14 protein-coding genes are annotated in these 15907 nt (G+C 69.1%); 6 read left to right on the top strand and 8 right to left on the bottom strand.

The genetic code is table 11. The features are described from left to right. The first annotated feature begins 77 nt into the window (after positions 1–77). On the top strand, positions 78–1298 hold the full coding sequence (locus DW307_RS10495) for an ROK family protein (RefSeq protein ID WP_029264834.1): 1221 nt from the start codon (positions 78–80) through the stop codon (positions 1296–1298). A gap of 127 nt (positions 1299–1425) precedes the next feature. On the opposite strand, the gene DW307_RS10500 is transcribed toward DW307_RS10495, so the two are convergent. From DW307_RS10500 to DW307_RS10515, 4 genes are all read right to left on the bottom strand, one after another. Beyond that, positions 1426–2772: a dihydrolipoamide acetyltransferase family protein gene (locus DW307_RS10500; protein WP_029260643.1), complete on the bottom strand. Its 1347-nt coding sequence runs from the start codon at positions 2770–2772 to the stop codon at positions 1426–1428. Between the two features lie 28 nt (positions 2773–2800). Then, the gene (locus DW307_RS10505; RefSeq protein WP_029264836.1) at positions 2801–3766 is read right to left on the bottom strand and encodes an alpha-ketoacid dehydrogenase subunit beta; all 966 of its coding nucleotides are present in this window, start codon (positions 3764–3766) and stop codon (positions 2801–2803) included. A gap of 11 nt (positions 3767–3777) precedes the next feature. Then, positions 3778–4920, bottom strand: coding sequence for a thiamine pyrophosphate-dependent dehydrogenase E1 component subunit alpha (locus tag DW307_RS10510; protein WP_136024680.1), 1143 nt, complete (start codon positions 4918–4920; stop codon positions 3778–3780). Between the two features lie 115 nt (positions 4921–5035). Beyond that, on the bottom strand, positions 5036–6103 hold the full coding sequence (locus tag DW307_RS10515; RefSeq protein ID WP_136024681.1) for a histidinol-phosphate transaminase: 1068 nt from the start codon (positions 6101–6103) through the stop codon (positions 5036–5038). Between the two features lie 84 nt (positions 6104–6187). On the opposite strand from DW307_RS10515, the gene DW307_RS10520 reads away from it, so the two are divergent. Genes DW307_RS10520 through DW307_RS10530 form a run of 3 tightly spaced genes read left to right on the top strand, consistent with a single transcriptional unit; the run spans position 6188 to position 7215 of the window. Then, the gene (locus tag DW307_RS10520; protein WP_021201597.1) at positions 6188–6394 is read left to right on the top strand and encodes a ribbon-helix-helix protein, CopG family; all 207 of its coding nucleotides are present in this window, start codon (positions 6188–6190) and stop codon (positions 6392–6394) included. Between the two features lie 3 nt (positions 6395–6397). Next, a complete protein-coding gene (locus DW307_RS10525) occupies positions 6398–6778 on the top strand; it encodes a type II toxin-antitoxin system death-on-curing family toxin (RefSeq protein ID WP_136024682.1) in 381 nt (126 codons plus the stop codon). A gap of 35 nt (positions 6779–6813) precedes the next feature. Continuing rightward, the gene (locus DW307_RS10530; RefSeq protein WP_021201595.1) at positions 6814–7215 is read left to right on the top strand and encodes a phage holin family protein; all 402 of its coding nucleotides are present in this window, start codon (positions 6814–6816) and stop codon (positions 7213–7215) included. Positions 7216–7271: 56 nt separating this feature from the next. On the opposite strand, the gene DW307_RS10535 is transcribed toward DW307_RS10530, so the two are convergent. Beyond that, positions 7272–8588 carry a hypothetical protein gene (locus tag DW307_RS10535; RefSeq protein ID WP_136024683.1) on the bottom strand — a complete coding sequence of 439 codons (1317 nt, stop codon included), beginning with the start codon at positions 8586–8588 and terminating at the stop codon, positions 7272–7274. 22 nt (positions 8589–8610) lie between these two features. Then, positions 8611–8868 (bottom strand): hypothetical protein, encoded by a 258-nt coding sequence (locus DW307_RS10540; protein ID WP_168441023.1) that lies wholly within the window; start codon positions 8866–8868, stop codon positions 8611–8613. Between the two features lie 208 nt (positions 8869–9076). Here DW307_RS10540 and DW307_RS10545 point away from each other — a divergent pair, with 208 nt between their 5' ends. Next, positions 9077–9526: a low molecular weight protein-tyrosine-phosphatase gene (locus DW307_RS10545; RefSeq protein WP_231479804.1), complete on the top strand. Its 450-nt coding sequence runs from the start codon at positions 9077–9079 to the stop codon at positions 9524–9526. 23 nt (positions 9527–9549) lie between these two features. Next, on the top strand, positions 9550–10932 hold the full coding sequence (gene purB / locus DW307_RS10550; RefSeq protein WP_046399053.1) for an adenylosuccinate lyase: 1383 nt from the start codon (positions 9550–9552) through the stop codon (positions 10930–10932). Between the two features lie 76 nt (positions 10933–11008). Here the strand turns inward: purB and DW307_RS10555 are convergent, their stop codons facing one another. After that, positions 11009–12442 (bottom strand): MFS transporter, encoded by a 1434-nt coding sequence (locus tag DW307_RS10555; RefSeq protein ID WP_029264843.1) that lies wholly within the window; start codon positions 12440–12442, stop codon positions 11009–11011. Positions 12443–12533: 91 nt separating this feature from the next. Continuing rightward, positions 12534–15737, bottom strand: coding sequence for a glycosyl hydrolase family 95 catalytic domain-containing protein (locus DW307_RS10560; RefSeq protein ID WP_205810455.1), 3204 nt, complete (start codon positions 15735–15737; stop codon positions 12534–12536). Positions 15738–15907 lie beyond the last annotated feature (170 nt).

Below are 15907 nucleotides of genomic sequence, written 5' to 3' on the forward strand. Positions count from 1 at the left end.
TCATACACTAAATCTAGTGAGCGAATTTACTCTATCGAACGGTACTCTCTCATTGGAGGACAGGGAGGTCAAGGGCCATGACAGAAGTCTCCGCAGACCTGGGAACCGGACGCGCGAGCGTCGGTGCCGTCCTCGACTTCGCCTGGACCGCCGGCGAGTTCACCGCGACCGAGGCGATGGCCGGCACCTCCCTGACCCGTTCCACCGCGATCGACGCCATCGACACGCTGGTCGGGGCCGAGGTGCTGCGCGAGCTGCCGAACGCCCGCGCCGCGGGCACCTACCGCTCCGGCCGCCCCTCGCGTCGCTTCGTCCTCGCCCCCGATCTCGGGGTCGTGATCGGTGTCGACGCGGGAGACACCCACCTCGCCGTGACCGTGGCCGACCCCCTCGATCGGACCCTCGTGCATCACCGCGTGGAGTTCGAGCCGGGGCAGTCGGCGCCCGAGCGGCGCACGGCGATACTGGAGCGCCTGGACGATGCGCTCGCCGAGGCCGAGGTGACGCGCGACCAGGTGCTCGCGCTGTGCGTCGGCGTCGCGGCGCCCGTGAACCGCGACGGCATCTCCCCACCTCACCCGGACGGCTTCTGGGAACGGACCAACCCTGGACTCGCCGAGGCACTGAGCGACTGGGCCCCGGTCGTGCAGATCAAGAACGACGCGCAACTCGCCGCCATCGCCGAGGGCGCTGAGGGCGCGGCGATCGGATGCCGCGACTACGTGGCGCTGCTCGCGAGCGAACGGTTCGGCGGCGGCGTGGTGGTCGACGGCCATGTGCTGCACGGTGCGCACGGCGGTGTCGGCGAGGGCGTCGTCTTCGACCACATCGTGGGTGTGGGTTCGGCGTTCGGGCTCCGCTACGCCGTGCAGGATCAGGTGCGTGCAGCTGTGGATTCCGGGGAGATCGCCGGCGACAGCACCGTCGGCCGGCTCGTCGAGGCCGACCGCATCGACCCCCGGCTCGTCCTGACCCTCGCGGCCTCAGGCGACCCGGACGCCGTGCTGGTCACCTCGCGCGTCGGGGCCACCGTCGCCCGCATCGTCGGCGTGCTCGGCAGCATGTACGACCCGGCGCGCGTCATCGTGTGCGGAGCGGTCGCCGAGAGCATCGAACCCGTGCTGACCGCCGCCCGTCGCATCCTGCCCGAGGAACTGCACCTGCCGGCACCGGAGATCCTGGCGTCGACGCTGGGGGCCGAGGTCGTGTCACGGGGTGCCGTGGCGACCGCCCGGAAGGCGGCAAGGGAACACGCGGTGCCGCGTCTGGCGGAGGAGCGCCTCCGCGCGAGCGCCTGACGCGGGATCCGGCGCCGCCCTGCGCGCCCCAGCCTCGACATCAGGCCATCTTGCGAGAACCGGCAACTTGCCGCCGGATCGGCATGATCCGGCGCGTTCGCCTGATCTGACGCTGACCGACGCGGGGTCAGTCCACGAGCAGCGCGGGCTCCTCGAGCACGGAGGCGACGTCGGCGATGAAGCGGCTCATGCCGTCGCCGTCGATCACGCGGTGGTCGAAGGAGCCTGCGACCGTGGTCACCCAACGAGGACGCACCTCGCCGTCGACGACCCACGGTTTCTGACTGATGGTGCCCATCGCCACGATGCCCGCCTCGCCGGGGTTGATGATCGGCGTCCCGGCATCCATCCCGAACACACCGATGTTCGTGATCGTGATCGTGCCGCCCTGCTGATCGGCCGGTGGAGTCTTGCCCTCGCGCGCCGTGAGCGTCAGACGGTTCAGAGCCCGCGCCAGGTCCTTCATGCCGAGGTCCTGCGCGTCCTTGATGTTCGGCACCAGCAGGCCGCGCGGGGTGGCGGCGGCGATCCCGAGGTTCACGTAGTGGCGCACGGCGATCTCCGCACCGGCTTCGGTCTCTATCCAGGCCGCGTTCACCATCGGCGTGCGACGGGCGGCCCAGATCACGGCGCGAGCCATGATCAGCAGCGGCGAGACGCGGATATCGGCGTAGTCGGGCGAGGCCTTCAGACGCTTCACGAGCTCCATCGTGCGGCTGGCGTCGATCTCCTTCCACACCGTCACATGCGGGGCCGAGTATGCGCTCTGCACCATCGCCGAAGACGTGGCCTTGCGCACACCCTTGACCGGGATCGACTCGGTGCGGTCGTCGCCGGCGGCCGAAGGCTGGGTCGGAGTGAGTCCGCGTGCGAGCCCTGCCGGTGCAGCCTGCGGTGCGGGCACGGTCTCCTCGCGCACGGCTCCCCACTCGGGAGTCTCGATGTTGCGGAAGACGCTCGCCTGCGACGCGTGCTTCATGACGTCGTCTCGGGTGACCTCGCCGTCGGCGCCGGTCGCTGCGACCGTGGTGAGGTCGACGCCGAGGTCGCGCGCGAGCTTGCGGATCGGCGGCTTCGCGATCACGCCCACCGACGAGCGCACCAGACGCTCGGCCGGGCGCTTGCGACGCGAAGTGGCGCCGCCTCCCGTGCCGTAGCCGACCAGCACCGATCCGCCGCCCTCTTCTGCGGCGGGAGCCACGGCAACGGGAGCGGCCGTTGCACCCGCAGCAGGCTCGGTCACGAAGGTGATGATGGGCGTGCCGACCTCGACCGTCGTTCCCTCCTCGACCAGCAGCTCGCCCACCACACCCGCGTGCGGCGACGGCAGCTCGACGAGCGACTTGGCCGTCTCGATCTCGCAGAGCACGTCGTTGATCGCGACCGTGTCGCCGGGGGCGACCTTCCAGGCCACGATCTCGGCCTCGGTCAGGCCTTCCCCGACGTCGGGGAGGGTGAAGTTCTGCGTGCTCATGACGAGTCCTTTCGGCCGAGCGGGGATGTCAGTAGGCGAGTGAGCGATCGACGGCCTCGAGGATGCGGTCGGCATCCGGGAGGTACGCGCCTTCGAGCTTCGCGGGCGGGAACGGGGTGTCGTAGCCGGAGACGCGCAGCACTGGAGCTTCGAGCGCATAGAACGCGCGCTCCATCACGGTCGCCGCGATCTCCCCGCCGATGCTTCCGAAGCCCTGGGCCTCCTGCGCGTAGACCATGCGTCCGGTCTTGCGCACCGAGTCGAGGATGGGCTCGTAGTCGACCGGCGACAGCGAGCGCACGTCGACGACCTCGCAGCTCGTGCCCTCGGCTTCGGCGAGCGCCGCGGCCTGCAGGAGGGTGGTGACCATCGCGCCGTGGCCGACGAGGGTCACGTCACTGCCCGTGCGCACGACACGTGAGGAGTGCAGCGGCACGGCGGAGGAATCGAGCTCGACCTCGCCCTTCTGCCAGTAGCGGCTCTTCGGCTCCATGAAGATCACCGGGTCGTTCGAGGCGATCGCCTCCTGGATCATCCAGTACGCGTCGTTCGGCGTCGACGGCGAGACCACCCGCAGACCCGGGGTGTGCGCGAAATACGCCTCGGGGCTCTCCTGGTGGTGTTCGACCGCGCCGATGTGCCCGCCGTAGGGAATCCGGATCACGATCGGCATGCTGATGGCGCCCTCGTGCCGGTTGGTGAGCTTCGCGAGCTGGGTGGTGATCTGGTCGAACGCGGGGAACACGAAGCCGTCGAACTGGATCTCGATGACCGGACGGAAACCGACCATCGCCATGCCGATCGCGGTCCCGACGATGCCCGACTCGGCCAGCGGGGTGTCCAGCACCCGGCGGTCGCCGAAGTCGCGCTGCAGGTGCTCCGTCACACGGAAGACGCCGCCGAGCTTGCCGATGTCCTCGCCCATGAGCAGGACCTTCGGGTCGTTCTCCATCGCCTTGCGCATACCCGCGTTCAGCGCCTTGCTGAGCGGCATCGTCTCGAGAGTCACCGGGCTCCTCCTTCGAGCGACGCGTCTTCGAACGACGCCTCGTACTGCGCGCGCCAGGCCTTCTGCTGGTCGATCAGCGGATGCGGCTCGCTGTACACGTGGTCGAACATCTTGTCCGGGCTGGGCGGCCCCAGCTCGACCGTGCGGGCGCGCAGATCCTCCGCGGCATCCGCCGCCTCGGCCTCGACGTCGGCGAAGAGCTGCGCCGAGGCACCGCGTCCTTCGAGGAACGCGCGCATCCGGACGATGGGGTCGCGACCGGCCCAGTACTGCTCCTCGTCGCTGCCGCGGTACTTCGTCGGGTCGTCGCTGGTGGTGTGCGCGCCGAGCCGGTAGGTGACGGCCTCGATCGCCTGCGGGCCGTTGCCGGCACGGGCCTCGTCGAGAGCCGTGCGCGAGACCGCATAGCTGGCGAGCACGTCGTTGCCGTCGACCCGGACGCTCGGGATGCCGTAGCCGGCGCTGCGCTGCACCAGCGGCACACGCGACTGCGTGGAGACGGGCACGGAGATCGCCCAGTGGTTGTTCTGGAGGAAGAAGACGGTCGGCGCCTGGTAGCTCGCGGCGAAGACCATCGCCTCGTGCACGTCTCCCTGGCTGGACGCGCCGTCGCCGTAGTAGACGATGACCGCTTCGTCGCGGTCCGGGTCGCCTGTACCGGTGCGGCCGTCGAACGCGAGACCCATCCCGTAGCCGGCCGCGTGCAGCACCTGCGACCCGAGCACCAGGGTGTACAGCCGGGTGTTGCCGTTCTTGGGGTCGGTGGGGTCCCACCCGCCGTGCGAGACACCGCGCATCAGCTTGATGATGTCGACCGGGTCGACGCCGCGGATGCGGGTCACCGCGTGCTCGCGGTACGAAGGGAAGATCGTGTCCTGCGCACGGGCCGCACGACCGGAGCCGACCTGCGCCGCCTCCTGCCCCCGGCTCGGCGGCCACAGCGCGAGCTGCCCCTGCCTCTGCAGGTTCGTCGCCTGGGTGTCGATCGCGCGGATGACGACCATGTCCCGGTAGAACTGCTCGAGTTCGGCGTCGCCGATCGCTTCGATCAGGGGAAGGTACCGTTCTGCGGCGGCGGACGGGGCGTACCGTCCGGTCTCGTCCAGAACGCTCACAAGGGGTGTCTCGGAGGTGGTCACGCTCTCACGCTACCCGCGCCCGCATGCGTCATCACGCATACCTAGGACGCCCTTGTAACTGCCCGGAACCCGGAGAAAACCGCGGAAAACCGCCCCGGGCCGGTGCGGCGACGGCTCAGCGGACCGAAGCCGCCACCTCGAGCACGCGGTCGATGGAGCCCTCCTCGCCCACCGAGATGCGGATGCCGTCCCCCGAGAACGGCCGGACGATGAGGTCGTTCTCGACGAAGGCCGCAGCGACCTCGTCGGTGCGCTCTCCTGCGGGCAGCCAGACGAAGTTGGACTGGGAGTCGGGGACGTCCCAGCCCTGTGCGCGGAGGCCCTCGACCAGGCGGGCGCGTCGCTCGACGATCACGGCGACACGCTCCAGCAGCTCGGGCTCGGCGTCGAGGCTCGCGATCGCGGCGTTCTCGGCGGCGGACGTGACCGAGAGGGGGATGCCGGTGGTGCGCGCGGCGTCGAGCACCTTCTCGTGACCGATCGCGTAGCCGACGCGGAGGCCGGCGAGGCCGTAGGCCTTCGAGAAGGTGCGCAGCACCACGACGTTCGGGTGCTGCTCGAACACGCGCTCGGCGAGACCGTCGACCGCGTCGGGTGCCGTGACGAACTCGGCGTACGCCTCGTCGAGGATGATCAGGACATCGTTCGGGACGCGCTCGACGAAGGCGGTGAACTCGGCCGACGTGATGATCGGACCGGTCGGGTTGTTGGGCGTGCACAGGATGATCGCACGGGTGCGGTCGGTCACGGCGTCCGCCATCGCGTCGAGGTCGTGGCGGGAGTCGGCGGTGAGCGGAACCTGCACCCCGGTCGCGCCCGCCACGAGCGGCAGGCTCGGGTAGGCCTCGAAGGAACGCCAGGCGTAGATGACCTCATCGCCGACCGATGCGGTCGCGAGGATCAGCTGGTGCAGGATCGACACGCTGCCGGAAGCGACGTGCACCTGGTCGGGCTCGACCCCGTAACGGGCTCCGAGACGCGCGCGCAGGCGGCCGGCGGTGGCATCCGGGTAGCGGTTGATCGGCGTCGTGCTCTGCAGGGCTTCGAGCACCGAGGGCAGCGGATCGAAGGGGTTCTCGTTGCTCGACAGCTTGAACGCGTCGGGCCCTGCCTGCTTGCCCTGACGGTACGGCGCGAGAGCGGCGATGGCGGGACGGATGCGGGGCAGGATCGGCTCGGTCACGAGGTCGAGTCTACGAGGGCAGCAGGCTCTTCCCCGGCGGCTTCTCCCCTGTCGACGACCGATTCGCGGTGGTACCATTCTGGTATGGCGATGACGGTGCGACTTCCGGAAGAACTCGATGCGCAGCTCGAGGCGATCGCACGTGCCCGGCACACCTCGAAGCACGCGGTGATCATCGAGGCGGCGACGCGCTTCGCGAACAGCGAGTCGAAGACTGATCGCGTGCTCTCCATCGCGGACGAGATCACCGAGCGCTACGCCGACACGCTCAAGCGCCTCGAAGATGCCTGAGCGATGGCGATCGAGTACGTCGAGCCGGAACAGGCCCTCGCCCTGATCGCGAAGCTCGGCCTGCACGTCCGCGACGAAGGACTGCTCTTCTCCGCGCTCGCTCGACCATCCGCAGGGATGTTCGGCGCCGACGCGTACCCGACGTTCGAAGAGAAGGCCGCCGCGCTGATCAGTTCGGTAGCTCAGAACCACGCGCTGTTCGATGGCAACAAGCGCATCTCGCTCTACCTCACCTTCATCTTCATCCGACTCAACGGCTACGAGCCGACGTTCACGAACGACGAGGCATTCGACCTCGTCCTCGACGTCGCACAGAGTCAGTTGGACTTGAAGCAGATCGCGCAGGTCATTGCCGCCCATATCCGGGAAGACACGGCGCGCTGACATCTCGCGGGCGTCCGTGGGACACTGGTCGGACTATGCGCTTCATCATCCGCGTCGTCGTCAACGCCTTCGCCCTCTGGGTCGTCACGCTCATCCCCGCCCTGCAGGTCGTGATCACCGCCTTCCCACCCGGCGAGACGCTGCAGCTGGTGCTGACCCTGCTCGCGGTGGCCGCGATCTTCGCCCTCGTGAACACGATCATCGGCACCGTGGTGAAGATCGTCGCGTTCCCGCTCTACATCATCACGTTCGGGCTGATCGGGTTCCTGATCAACGGCTTCCTGCTGTGGCTGACGGCCTGGATCACGAGTGGCTTCGGCTGGGGCCTGACGGTCGGCGACTTCTGGTGGGGCGTGGTGGCCGCGCTCATCATCTCGATCATCAACGGCATCTTCGGCTTCATCCTGCGCCCGCAGAGCAAGAGCCGCCGCGACTGAGAAAGCGCGCTCCTCCCGCCGCTCGAAAAGCAGCCGGCTGATCTCGAAGTCGGTCATCACCCCTTTCGCTCGGCGTGGTACTCGGTCCGCTCGACCTCGACCGCCTGGCCGAGCTCGTCCCAGTAGTCGTCGAGAGCCTCGGCGCGGGGATCGCCCGACGCATCCACCATCTCCGCTGTCTCGATGTAGGTCTCGAGATGGTGGGTCTGCAACTGCAGATCCTGCATCCCGTCGTGCGGATCCCCTTCGCGCGAGGCCGTGAAGCTGTCGGGGGATCCCGTGCCGGCCGCGGAGCCCCCGGCGGCGAGCGCCGAGACGACGTCGTCGGTGTGGCGGAGCTGGACCAGGGTCTGATCCTCTCCGAGCGTCGGTTCGGTCGGGCTCCCCGCGGTCAGCTGCATCGACACCTCGAAATCGCTCTCCATCGCGAGATGGGCGGCGATCATCCCGCCCTGCGAATGCGCGACCACGTCGACCTGATCCCCCGGCCTCGCCCCCGCCGCGCCCAACGCGTCGACCGTGGCCTGATACGACGCCGATGCGCGGCCCTGATAGAGCTCGATGTTCGACTTCATGTCCCACGGCTCGGACTTCCCCGACCGCCACGGCAGGGACTCCTGAGTCCCGGCGACGTAGGCCACATACCGGGTCGCCCCACCGACCATCGTGTATTTCTCGACCGCGACCTGCGAGGCCGCTCCCGGTATGCGACGGAATGCCGCAGCGAGGCCGGCAGGCGCATTCGGAGCCGACGTCTTCACGGGCATCACCTGCACGGGATCGGCCTTCCCCGCCAGCGTCATCCCCGGCCGGACCGTGCCGAGCCCGGATGCGACGCCCACCATCGCCCCGGCGAGGAACAGCGGCGGGAGCGCCCCCGCCAGGTCGTACTGCTCGCCCAGTCCCTCGAATCGCCGCTCCTTCCAGCCGGCCACCAGCCACTCGGCCATGGTCCCGATCCGTTCGTCATCGGCGACGAGCCGGTCGGCGCGCGCCTGCACGGCGCTCGCCGCCGCGGCATCGGTGAGGGCGAGCGCCTCCGCCTGCGCGCGCAGCTCGACCACCTCGAACGCGTCAGCCATCACCAGGGTTCCCGTGCAGGCGTTCTCGATCTCGACGCACAGTTCATCGATCCGCTCGACACTCCGTTGCAGTGCACCGACATCGACTCCCGAACCGGTCTCCGGCGCCGAGGAGATGAGCGCGTGTGCCCGGCGGACCGCGGCGCGTGCGTGTTCGTACTCCGACGCCACCGATCGCATCCGTGCCCCGAGATCGCGCAGCTGCTCGGTGTCGACGGCGATCGCCCCGCCGTGATCGATGCTCAATCCCCCGCCATCCGCCGACGGTTCCCTGCCTGCGACCATGCTCATTCCGCCGCCCTCATTCCGCCGCTCATACCGCCCCGCCGAGTTCCCATCTCCGCACCGTGAGGTGTCCGATCTCGACTCCGGTGTCGTCGCGCAGCCGTTCGAGCAAAGCGTTCAGCGCGCGGAACCCCTCGGACTGCCAGTCGGAGCGATCGGTGAGCACGACCAGAGTCGCCCCGGCCTCTTCGAGCGTGGAGATCGCCTCTCCGATCTCCTGGGAGGCGAGAAGCAGGTCGCCGAGGTGCACGGAGCCGACATCGAGGATGTTGACGAACGAGTACATGGCCCCAGCTTCCGGGATCACGGGCTTCTCGCCCTGCCCGATCGCCGCGAACGGTGGAGAGATGGATGCCCGGTCAGGGTGTGCAGAGGATCGCGCGAGGCGGTGCGCGCTGTGCAGGAGGCCCGCGACCGGGCAGAATGTAGGTGTGACATCCCCGGATCCCTTCCGCGTGATCTTCGTCTGCACGGGGAACATCTGCCGCTCTCCCATGGCCGAGGTCGTCTTCCGCGACCTCGCCGAGCGGCAGGGACTCGGCCCGCGCATCGTCTCGCGCAGCGCCGGAACAGGCGACTGGCATCTCGGCGAGCGCGCCGACCACCGCACGATCGATTCCCTGGCCCGTCGCGGTTACGACGGCTCCCAGCACCGCGCCCGCCAGTTCACCGCCGCGGCCTTCGCGGACAACGACCTCGTCGTGGCCCTCGATCGCACGCACGAGCGCATCCTGCGGGAATGGGCGCACGACGAGGACGAGGAGGGGAAGGTCACCCTGCTTCTCGCCTTCGACCCGAACGCCACGACCCATGACGTGCCCGACCCCTACTACGCGGGCGCGGAGATGTTCGATTCCGTGCTCGGTATGATTGAGGCGGCGACTCGGGGCCTGTTCCGCCAGCTCGAACCCGCTCTGCGTCTCCCCCGCACGCCCCGCATCTGAGGGGCCCGATCAGGAGGACTCCCCTGACTTTCCAGCCTTCGCTCCCGCCGCAGCCCCTGAGCCCGCTCGACGGTCGCTACCGCGGCGCCGTCACCGGTCTCGCCGACTTCCTGTCCGAGGCCGGCCTGAACCGGGCGCGCGTCGAGGTCGAGGTCGAGTGGCTGATCGCCCTCACCGACCGCTCGCTGTTCGAGACCTCGCCGCTGCCGGAGTCGGACAAGGAGCGCTTGCGCGCCCTCTACCGCGACTTCGGTCAGGCCGAGATCGACTGGCTCGCCGAGAAGGAAGCCGTCACCCAGCACGACGTGAAGGCGATCGAGTACCTCGTGCGCGATCGACTCTCGACGCTCGGACTCGACGGCATCGCCGAACTCACGCACTTCGCGGCCACGAGTGAAGACATCAACTCCGCCTCCTACGCCCTCACCGTGAAGCGCGCTGTCGAGGAGGTCTGGCTCCCGGCCCTCGACACCGTGATCGCGAAGCTCCGCGAGCTCGCCGTCGAGCACGCCGACGCCGCGATGCTCTCGCGCACGCACGGCCAGCCCGCGACGCCCTCGACGATGGGCAAGGAGCTCGCGGTGTTCGCCTGGCGCCTCGAACGGGTGCGCGGTCAGATCGCCGCCTCCGACTACCTGGCCAAGTTCTCCGGCGCGACCGGCACCTGGTCTGCGCACCTGGCCGCAGACCCCGACGCCGACTGGCCGACCATCGCCCGCGAGTACATCGAGGGCCTGGGGCTCGGCTTCAACATCCTCACCACCCAGATCGAGTCGCACGACTGGCAGGTCGAGCTGTACGACCGCGTGCGTCACGCCGGCGGCATCCTGCACAACCTCGCCACCGACATCTGGACCTACATCTCGCTCGGCTATTTCGCGCAGATCCCGGTCGCCGGGGCCACCGGTTCGTCGACGATGCCGCACAAGATCAACCCGATCCGCTTCGAGAACGCCGAGGCGAACCTCGAGATCTCGGGCGCCCTGCTCGCATCGCTCGGCCAGACGCTGGTCACCAGCCGCCTGCAGCGCGACCTGACCGACTCGACCACGCAGCGCAACATCGGCGTGGCTTTCGGGCACTCGCTGCTCGCGCTCGACAACCTGCGCCGCGGCCTGAACGCGATCTCGCTCTCGCGTGACGTGCTGCTCGCCGACCTCGACGTGAACTGGGAGGTGCTGGCCGAGGCCATCCAGACCGTCATCCGCGCCGAGGTCGTCGCCGGACGCTCCACGATCACCGACCCGTACGCACTCCTCAAGGAGCTGACGCGCGGCCACAGGGTGGGCGCGGCCGACCTCGCCGAGTTCGTGCAGGGTCTCGAGATCGGCGACGCCGCCAAGCAGCGCCTGCTCGCGCTGACCCCGGCGACGTACACGGGTATCGCAGAGAAGCTCGCGCAGTAGCCGCGAGGCTGAGCCCGACTCCTCCCCCAGTCGCCGTCACGATCGACGAGTGCACGCGCGCAGGAAGGCACGCGGGCTAGGGGGCCGACTCTCCGGAGTGCTCCTCGACACTGTCCTTCGGCATGAAGACGGCGGCGAGCAGGGTGAGCACCGCGGTCACGGCGACCGCGACGAACACCCACACCGACGCATGGATGATCGTGCCGGGATCGTCGGGACCGACGCCCTGCGCGATCACGGCATTGGAGATCGCCCCGAACACGGCCACGCCGACGGCGCTCCCGGCCGAACGCGCGAACGCGTTCATACCCGTCACCGCCCCGCGCTCGCCCCAGCCGACCGAGGCCTGCGCGGCGATCAGCGTCGGCGCCGCACTCCATCCGAGCCCGAAGCCGAAGAGGAACGCGATGCCGGCGATCACGAACGGATTCGGCCACGAGGCGACGGAGGCCAGGGCGATGGCGGCGACCGTCGTGATGCTCATGCCGATCAACGTGGTGCGGCGGAAGCCGATGCGCAGGTACAGGCGTCCCGCGTTCGCGGCGGCGAGCGGCCAGCCGAGGGTCAGAGCGGCGACCGCGAGACCGGAGAGCAACGGGGCGATGCCGGTGGACCCTTCGAGGTAGGCCGGAGCGAAGCTGGTGACACCGAGCATCAGTGCGCCGACACCGAGCGACACGATCGTGGTGGTGAGGATGAGCCGTCGACCCGCGAGGCGCAGGTCGACGATCGGCTCTGCGACGCGGCGCTCGACGAACCCGAAGGCGATCAGCGCGATCACTCCCAGACCGAAGCAGAGGGCGCTCTGCACCGACAGCCACGCCCAGGCGTTCCCGCCCTCGAGCATGCCGAGGATGAGCGCGGTCAGCCCGATCGTGAGCAGCACCGCTCCCCCGTAATCGATGCTGTGCTTCTGGGTCTGTTTCTGCTCCTTGTAGTTGCGCAGCAGCATCCATCCGGCGATCAGACAGAGCGGGATGTTGATCCAGAAGATCCACCGCCAGGCGTCGAACTGCGCGAAGATCCCCCCGAGCGCCGGGCCGACGACCGACGAGATCGCCCAGACGCTCGCGACGTATCCCTGCACCTTGGCACGTTCGGCGACGGTGTAGATGTCGCCGACGATGGTCATCGACATCGGTGCCACGGCACCGGCGCCGATGCCCTGGATGATGCGGAACACGATCAGCGCGGGCATGCTCCACGCGAATCCGCAGAGGATGGAGCCGAGCAGGAACAGGGCGATGCCGAGCAGGATGATCGGCTTGCGTCCGACGGTGTCCGCGAAGCGGGAGTAGATGGGGACGCTCACGGCCTGTGCCAGGAGGTACACCGAGAACAGCCACGGGAACTGCTGGTAACTGCCGAGGTCGCGGACGATGCTGGGCACGGCGGTCGCGAGGATCGTGGCGTCGATCGCGATCAGGCCGGTGGCCAGCATGAGCGCACCGAGAATGGGGCCCCGCTCCGACCGGAGTCCGATGGAGGCGCGGTCGACGGAGGCAGTCACTACAGGAACAAGCCGATCCACCGCAGCGGTATTCCGGATTCATGCGGGATGGCGGCACCGACGTCGCCCTCCGACGTCGGTGCCGCCGGGGTCAGTGCGCCGGGCCGAGGTCGCGCATGGGCTTGCCGTTCTTCGGGTTGCCCGGCTTCACCTTGCGACGTTCTCCGTTCACGACCACGATCACGTTGCTCATGTTCGGTGCCCGATCGGCGACGACGTCGTAGGCGACGACCTTCCCGTCCCGCCACGTGCAGTCCACCCGGTATCCGCCCCGTGCGCGGAGCCCGGCGAACGATCCGCTCACCGCCCAGTCCGCGGGGACGGCGGGCAGCAGCCGGATGACGTCGCCATGACTCTGCACGAGCATCTCCGCGATCGCGCCGACGATGCCGTAGTTGCCGTCGAGCTGGAACGGCGGGTGGTTCGCCCACAGGTTCTGCAGGATGTTGTACGTGAGCAGGCCGCGGACCATGATGCCTGCCCGCTCGGCGTCGCCCAGGCGCGCGAAGAGTCCCGCGCGCCACGGCCAGGTCCAGGAACGGCGACTGTCGCCCGAGACTGTGGCAGCGGTGAACGGCACGCCCTCCTTCTCTCCGCAACGCGCCTTGAGTGAGACCAGTGCCGCCGCCGAGAGCTCCGGAGTATCCGGGGTGATCTGGCGTCCCGGGTACACGGCGAACAGGTGCGAGGTGTGCCGATGGATGTCGTTCGGGTCGTCGCGGTCGGTCTGCCACTCCTGGAGCTGCCCCCAGCGGCCGATCTTGTTCGGGGCCAGGCGCTGCTGCATGTCGGCGATCGTCCCCTGGTACTTCTTGTCGACGCCGAGGGCCTTCGCGCATTCGAGGTAGTTCTGGAAGAGGTCCCAGATGATCTGCTGATCGTGCATCACCCCGTCTTCGCGCGGGCCGTGCTCGGGAGACCAGCCCATCGGCGCGACCAGGGTGCCGTCGGGGAGCTCTTTGAGCTGGTCCTCCCAGAACTGGCAGATCTCCTTGATCAGCGGGTAGGCCAGATCGCGCAGGTACTTCTTGTCCTGCGTGAACGCCCAGTGCTCGTAGAGGTGCTGCGCATACCAGGCGCTGGCGATCGTGTTCCACTCCCACGCGTTGCCGCCGAAGATGCTCTGCGAGGTGCGGGCGGTCCACCCGCGCACGTCGGCGCCGAACGCGTTCCGCGTGGCGATTCTGCTGGGCACGGCCACCTCACGGATGAAGGTCGCGAGGGCCTCGTGCGACTCCGGGAGGTCGGCGGTCTCGGCCCCCCAGTAGTTCATCTGGATGTTGATGTTCGTGTGGTAGTCGCTGGCCCACGCCGGCTGATTGCTGTTGTTCCACAGTCCCTGGAGGTTGGCGGGCAGCCCGCCGGGCTTCGACGAGCTGAGCAGCAGATAGCGCCCGTAGGCGTAGAGCGTCTGCTCCAGCGTCGGGTCGGCCTCGCCCGTGCCGTAACGGAGCAGTCGACGGTCGGTGGGCATCGCCATCACGGCGCCCTCGGTGACCCCCCATTCGACCTTCGCGCGCTGCATGAGCTCGGAGACCTGCGCGGTGTGCGCCGAGCGGAGGCTCTTCCACGAACGGGAGGCCGCCGTGTTCAGGGCCTTCTCTATCGCCGGCTGCGGCGCCGCACCGCGCCATCCGTGTGCGGCGCTCAGGCGGTAGTCGGTGCGGGCGTCGAGCAGCAGGGTGATGCTCGCGGCGCCGGAGACGCGCAGTCCGCCCTCGGCGGCGACCACCTCTCCGTCGGTCTCCGCGATGCGCACCGCGGCCGCGTGCGTGAGGTTGTTGGCCATGGTTCCGGCGAAGCCCATTCGGCGGCCGCCCGCGTCGACTGTCGTCGCGACGCCGTCCTGCTTCGAGACCAGGGTGATGAGAGCGGTGAGCGCACCGGGGCGGTCGGCGGTGAACCGCACCGCGATCACGTCGGCATCCCGACTGGCGAACGCCTCACGCAGCACCGTGCCCTGTGCGGTGGCGAAGTGGGTGCTGTGGGTGCCGTCCGCGATGTCGAGCGCACGTCGGTAATCGACGACGGCGCGGGCTCCGGCGGTGCTGAAGCCACCGCCGGTGAAGGCGATGCCGCCGAGACGGAGCGCGCCGGGTGCGGAGAACGAGATGCGGTACATCGTGTAGGCGGTGGTGTTCGCGAACGAGAAGACCCGCCCGGGGCCGCGCTCCGGGAACGTCTCCCCGGTGCGCGTGTCGAGCGTCTTCCAGCCGAGCCCGTCGTCCGAGCCGGAGACCGTCCAGTCCCGCGGATCCTGTTCCGGCGCGTCGGGAGCACTCGTGAGCACGTAGCCGTTCAGGGCGAGCTTGGCGCTGAGCTCGACCTGCCAGACCGCCCCTGACCCGGTCGACGGAACCGCCCAGACGGTCGCGGGGTCGGCGTCCACGGTGCCGACGAGGGAGTCGGCGTGGCCGCTGGGCGACGACACGTAGACGGCGCTCCCCTGTGCGAGGTCGACCCCACCGAGCGCGACCTCGGCGACCTGGAAGTGACTGACCCCCGCCTTCGGCGTGAAGACGAAGCGGTAGTGCGCGTACGCCGTCGTGTTCGCGAACGAGAAGCTCCTGGTCTGGAGCCGCTGCGGGAACGGCGCTTCAGCCCGCGTGTCGAGCGCGACCCAGGCCGCTCCATCGGCAGACCCTTCGAACCGCCAGTCCTGCGGATCGCGGGCGGGGACGTCGTTCGCGCTCGTGAGCGTGTAGGAGGAGACGGCGACCGGCTCCGCGAGATCGGCCTGCCAGATCACCTCGGCGGGCGGCGCGATCAGACACCACTTCGTGGCCGGATTCCCGTCGAAGGTCTTCTCGACGCTCTCGCCACCCGATACCTCGTACGGGCCTCCCGGCGAGCTCACGACGGTGCGTGCGCCGAACGCGACGGTCACCTCGCCGAAGTCGCGGAACGAACCGAAACCGGTGACGCTGGTGTCGTACGCTCCGTCGGGCTGGCCGGCGAGCGCGTTGTCATAGTCGTTGACGCCGCCCCACAGGCTCTGCTCGCTGAACTGGATCACTTCGGCGTCCGGGTTCCCGAACAACTTCGCGCCGAGGCGCGCGTTGCCGATGGGGAGCGCCTGCGTCTCCCAGCTCGTCGCCGGGGTCGCGTACCAGAGGGCGTACGGCGAGAGCTGCGGACGCGGGATCGCACCGGCGGGGACGGCGCGCAGAGCGGCGTCCACCGAGAATGCGTTCGCAGCCGCAGGCCGAGCGGCCAGGAATTGAGGGACGAGCGGGGCGAGGAGGGCGAGGCCGCCCACCTGCAGCGCCTGTCGGCGGGAAATGGGGTCCATCATCACAGCAAACCTCCGGAGCATCGTTGATCATCTGGGGCCGTGCGGTCTCGCAACCGGTCGTGGATGCGGGGCGCGTCAGAAGTCAGTGTCCGACACGAGACATCGGATGTCTAGAGACGATTGTCCAGAGGGTACGCCGAAAGTACCGGAGATCCGCGCGATTCAGAACG

The sequence above is a fragment of the Microbacterium sp. K27 genome, assembly GCF_004794435.1.
GTDB lineage: Bacteria > Actinomycetota > Actinomycetes > Actinomycetales > Microbacteriaceae > Microbacterium > Microbacterium maritypicum_A.

Bases quoted from the DNA above. Each gene is read 5' to 3' on its own strand.
- DW307_RS10545 (WP_231479804.1), top strand. From the start codon at position 9,077: ATGGCCGAGGTCGTCTTCCGCGACCTCGCCGAGCGGCAGGGACTCGGC.
- DW307_RS10525 (WP_136024682.1), top strand. From the start codon at position 6,398: ATGGCGATCGAGTACGTCGAGCCGGAACAGGCCCTCGCCCTGATCGCG.
- DW307_RS10495 (WP_029264834.1), top strand. From the start codon at position 78: ATGACAGAAGTCTCCGCAGACCTGGGAACCGGACGCGCGAGCGTCGGT.
- DW307_RS10560 (WP_205810455.1), bottom strand. From the start codon at position 15,737: ATGATGGACCCCATTTCCCGCCGACAGGCGCTGCAGGTGGGCGGCCTC.
- DW307_RS10535 (WP_136024683.1), bottom strand. From the start codon at position 8,588: ATGAGCATGGTCGCAGGCAGGGAACCGTCGGCGGATGGCGGGGGATTG.
- DW307_RS10505 (WP_029264836.1), bottom strand. From the start codon at position 3,766: ATGCCGCTCAGCAAGGCGCTGAACGCGGGTATGCGCAAGGCGATGGAG.
- DW307_RS10520 (WP_021201597.1), top strand. From the start codon at position 6,188: ATGGCGATGACGGTGCGACTTCCGGAAGAACTCGATGCGCAGCTCGAG.
- DW307_RS10540 (WP_168441023.1), bottom strand. From the start codon at position 8,868: ATGTACTCGTTCGTCAACATCCTCGATGTCGGCTCCGTGCACCTCGGC.
- DW307_RS10500 (WP_029260643.1), bottom strand. From the start codon at position 2,772: ATGAGCACGCAGAACTTCACCCTCCCCGACGTCGGGGAAGGCCTGACC.
- DW307_RS10530 (WP_021201595.1), top strand. From the start codon at position 6,814: ATGCGCTTCATCATCCGCGTCGTCGTCAACGCCTTCGCCCTCTGGGTC.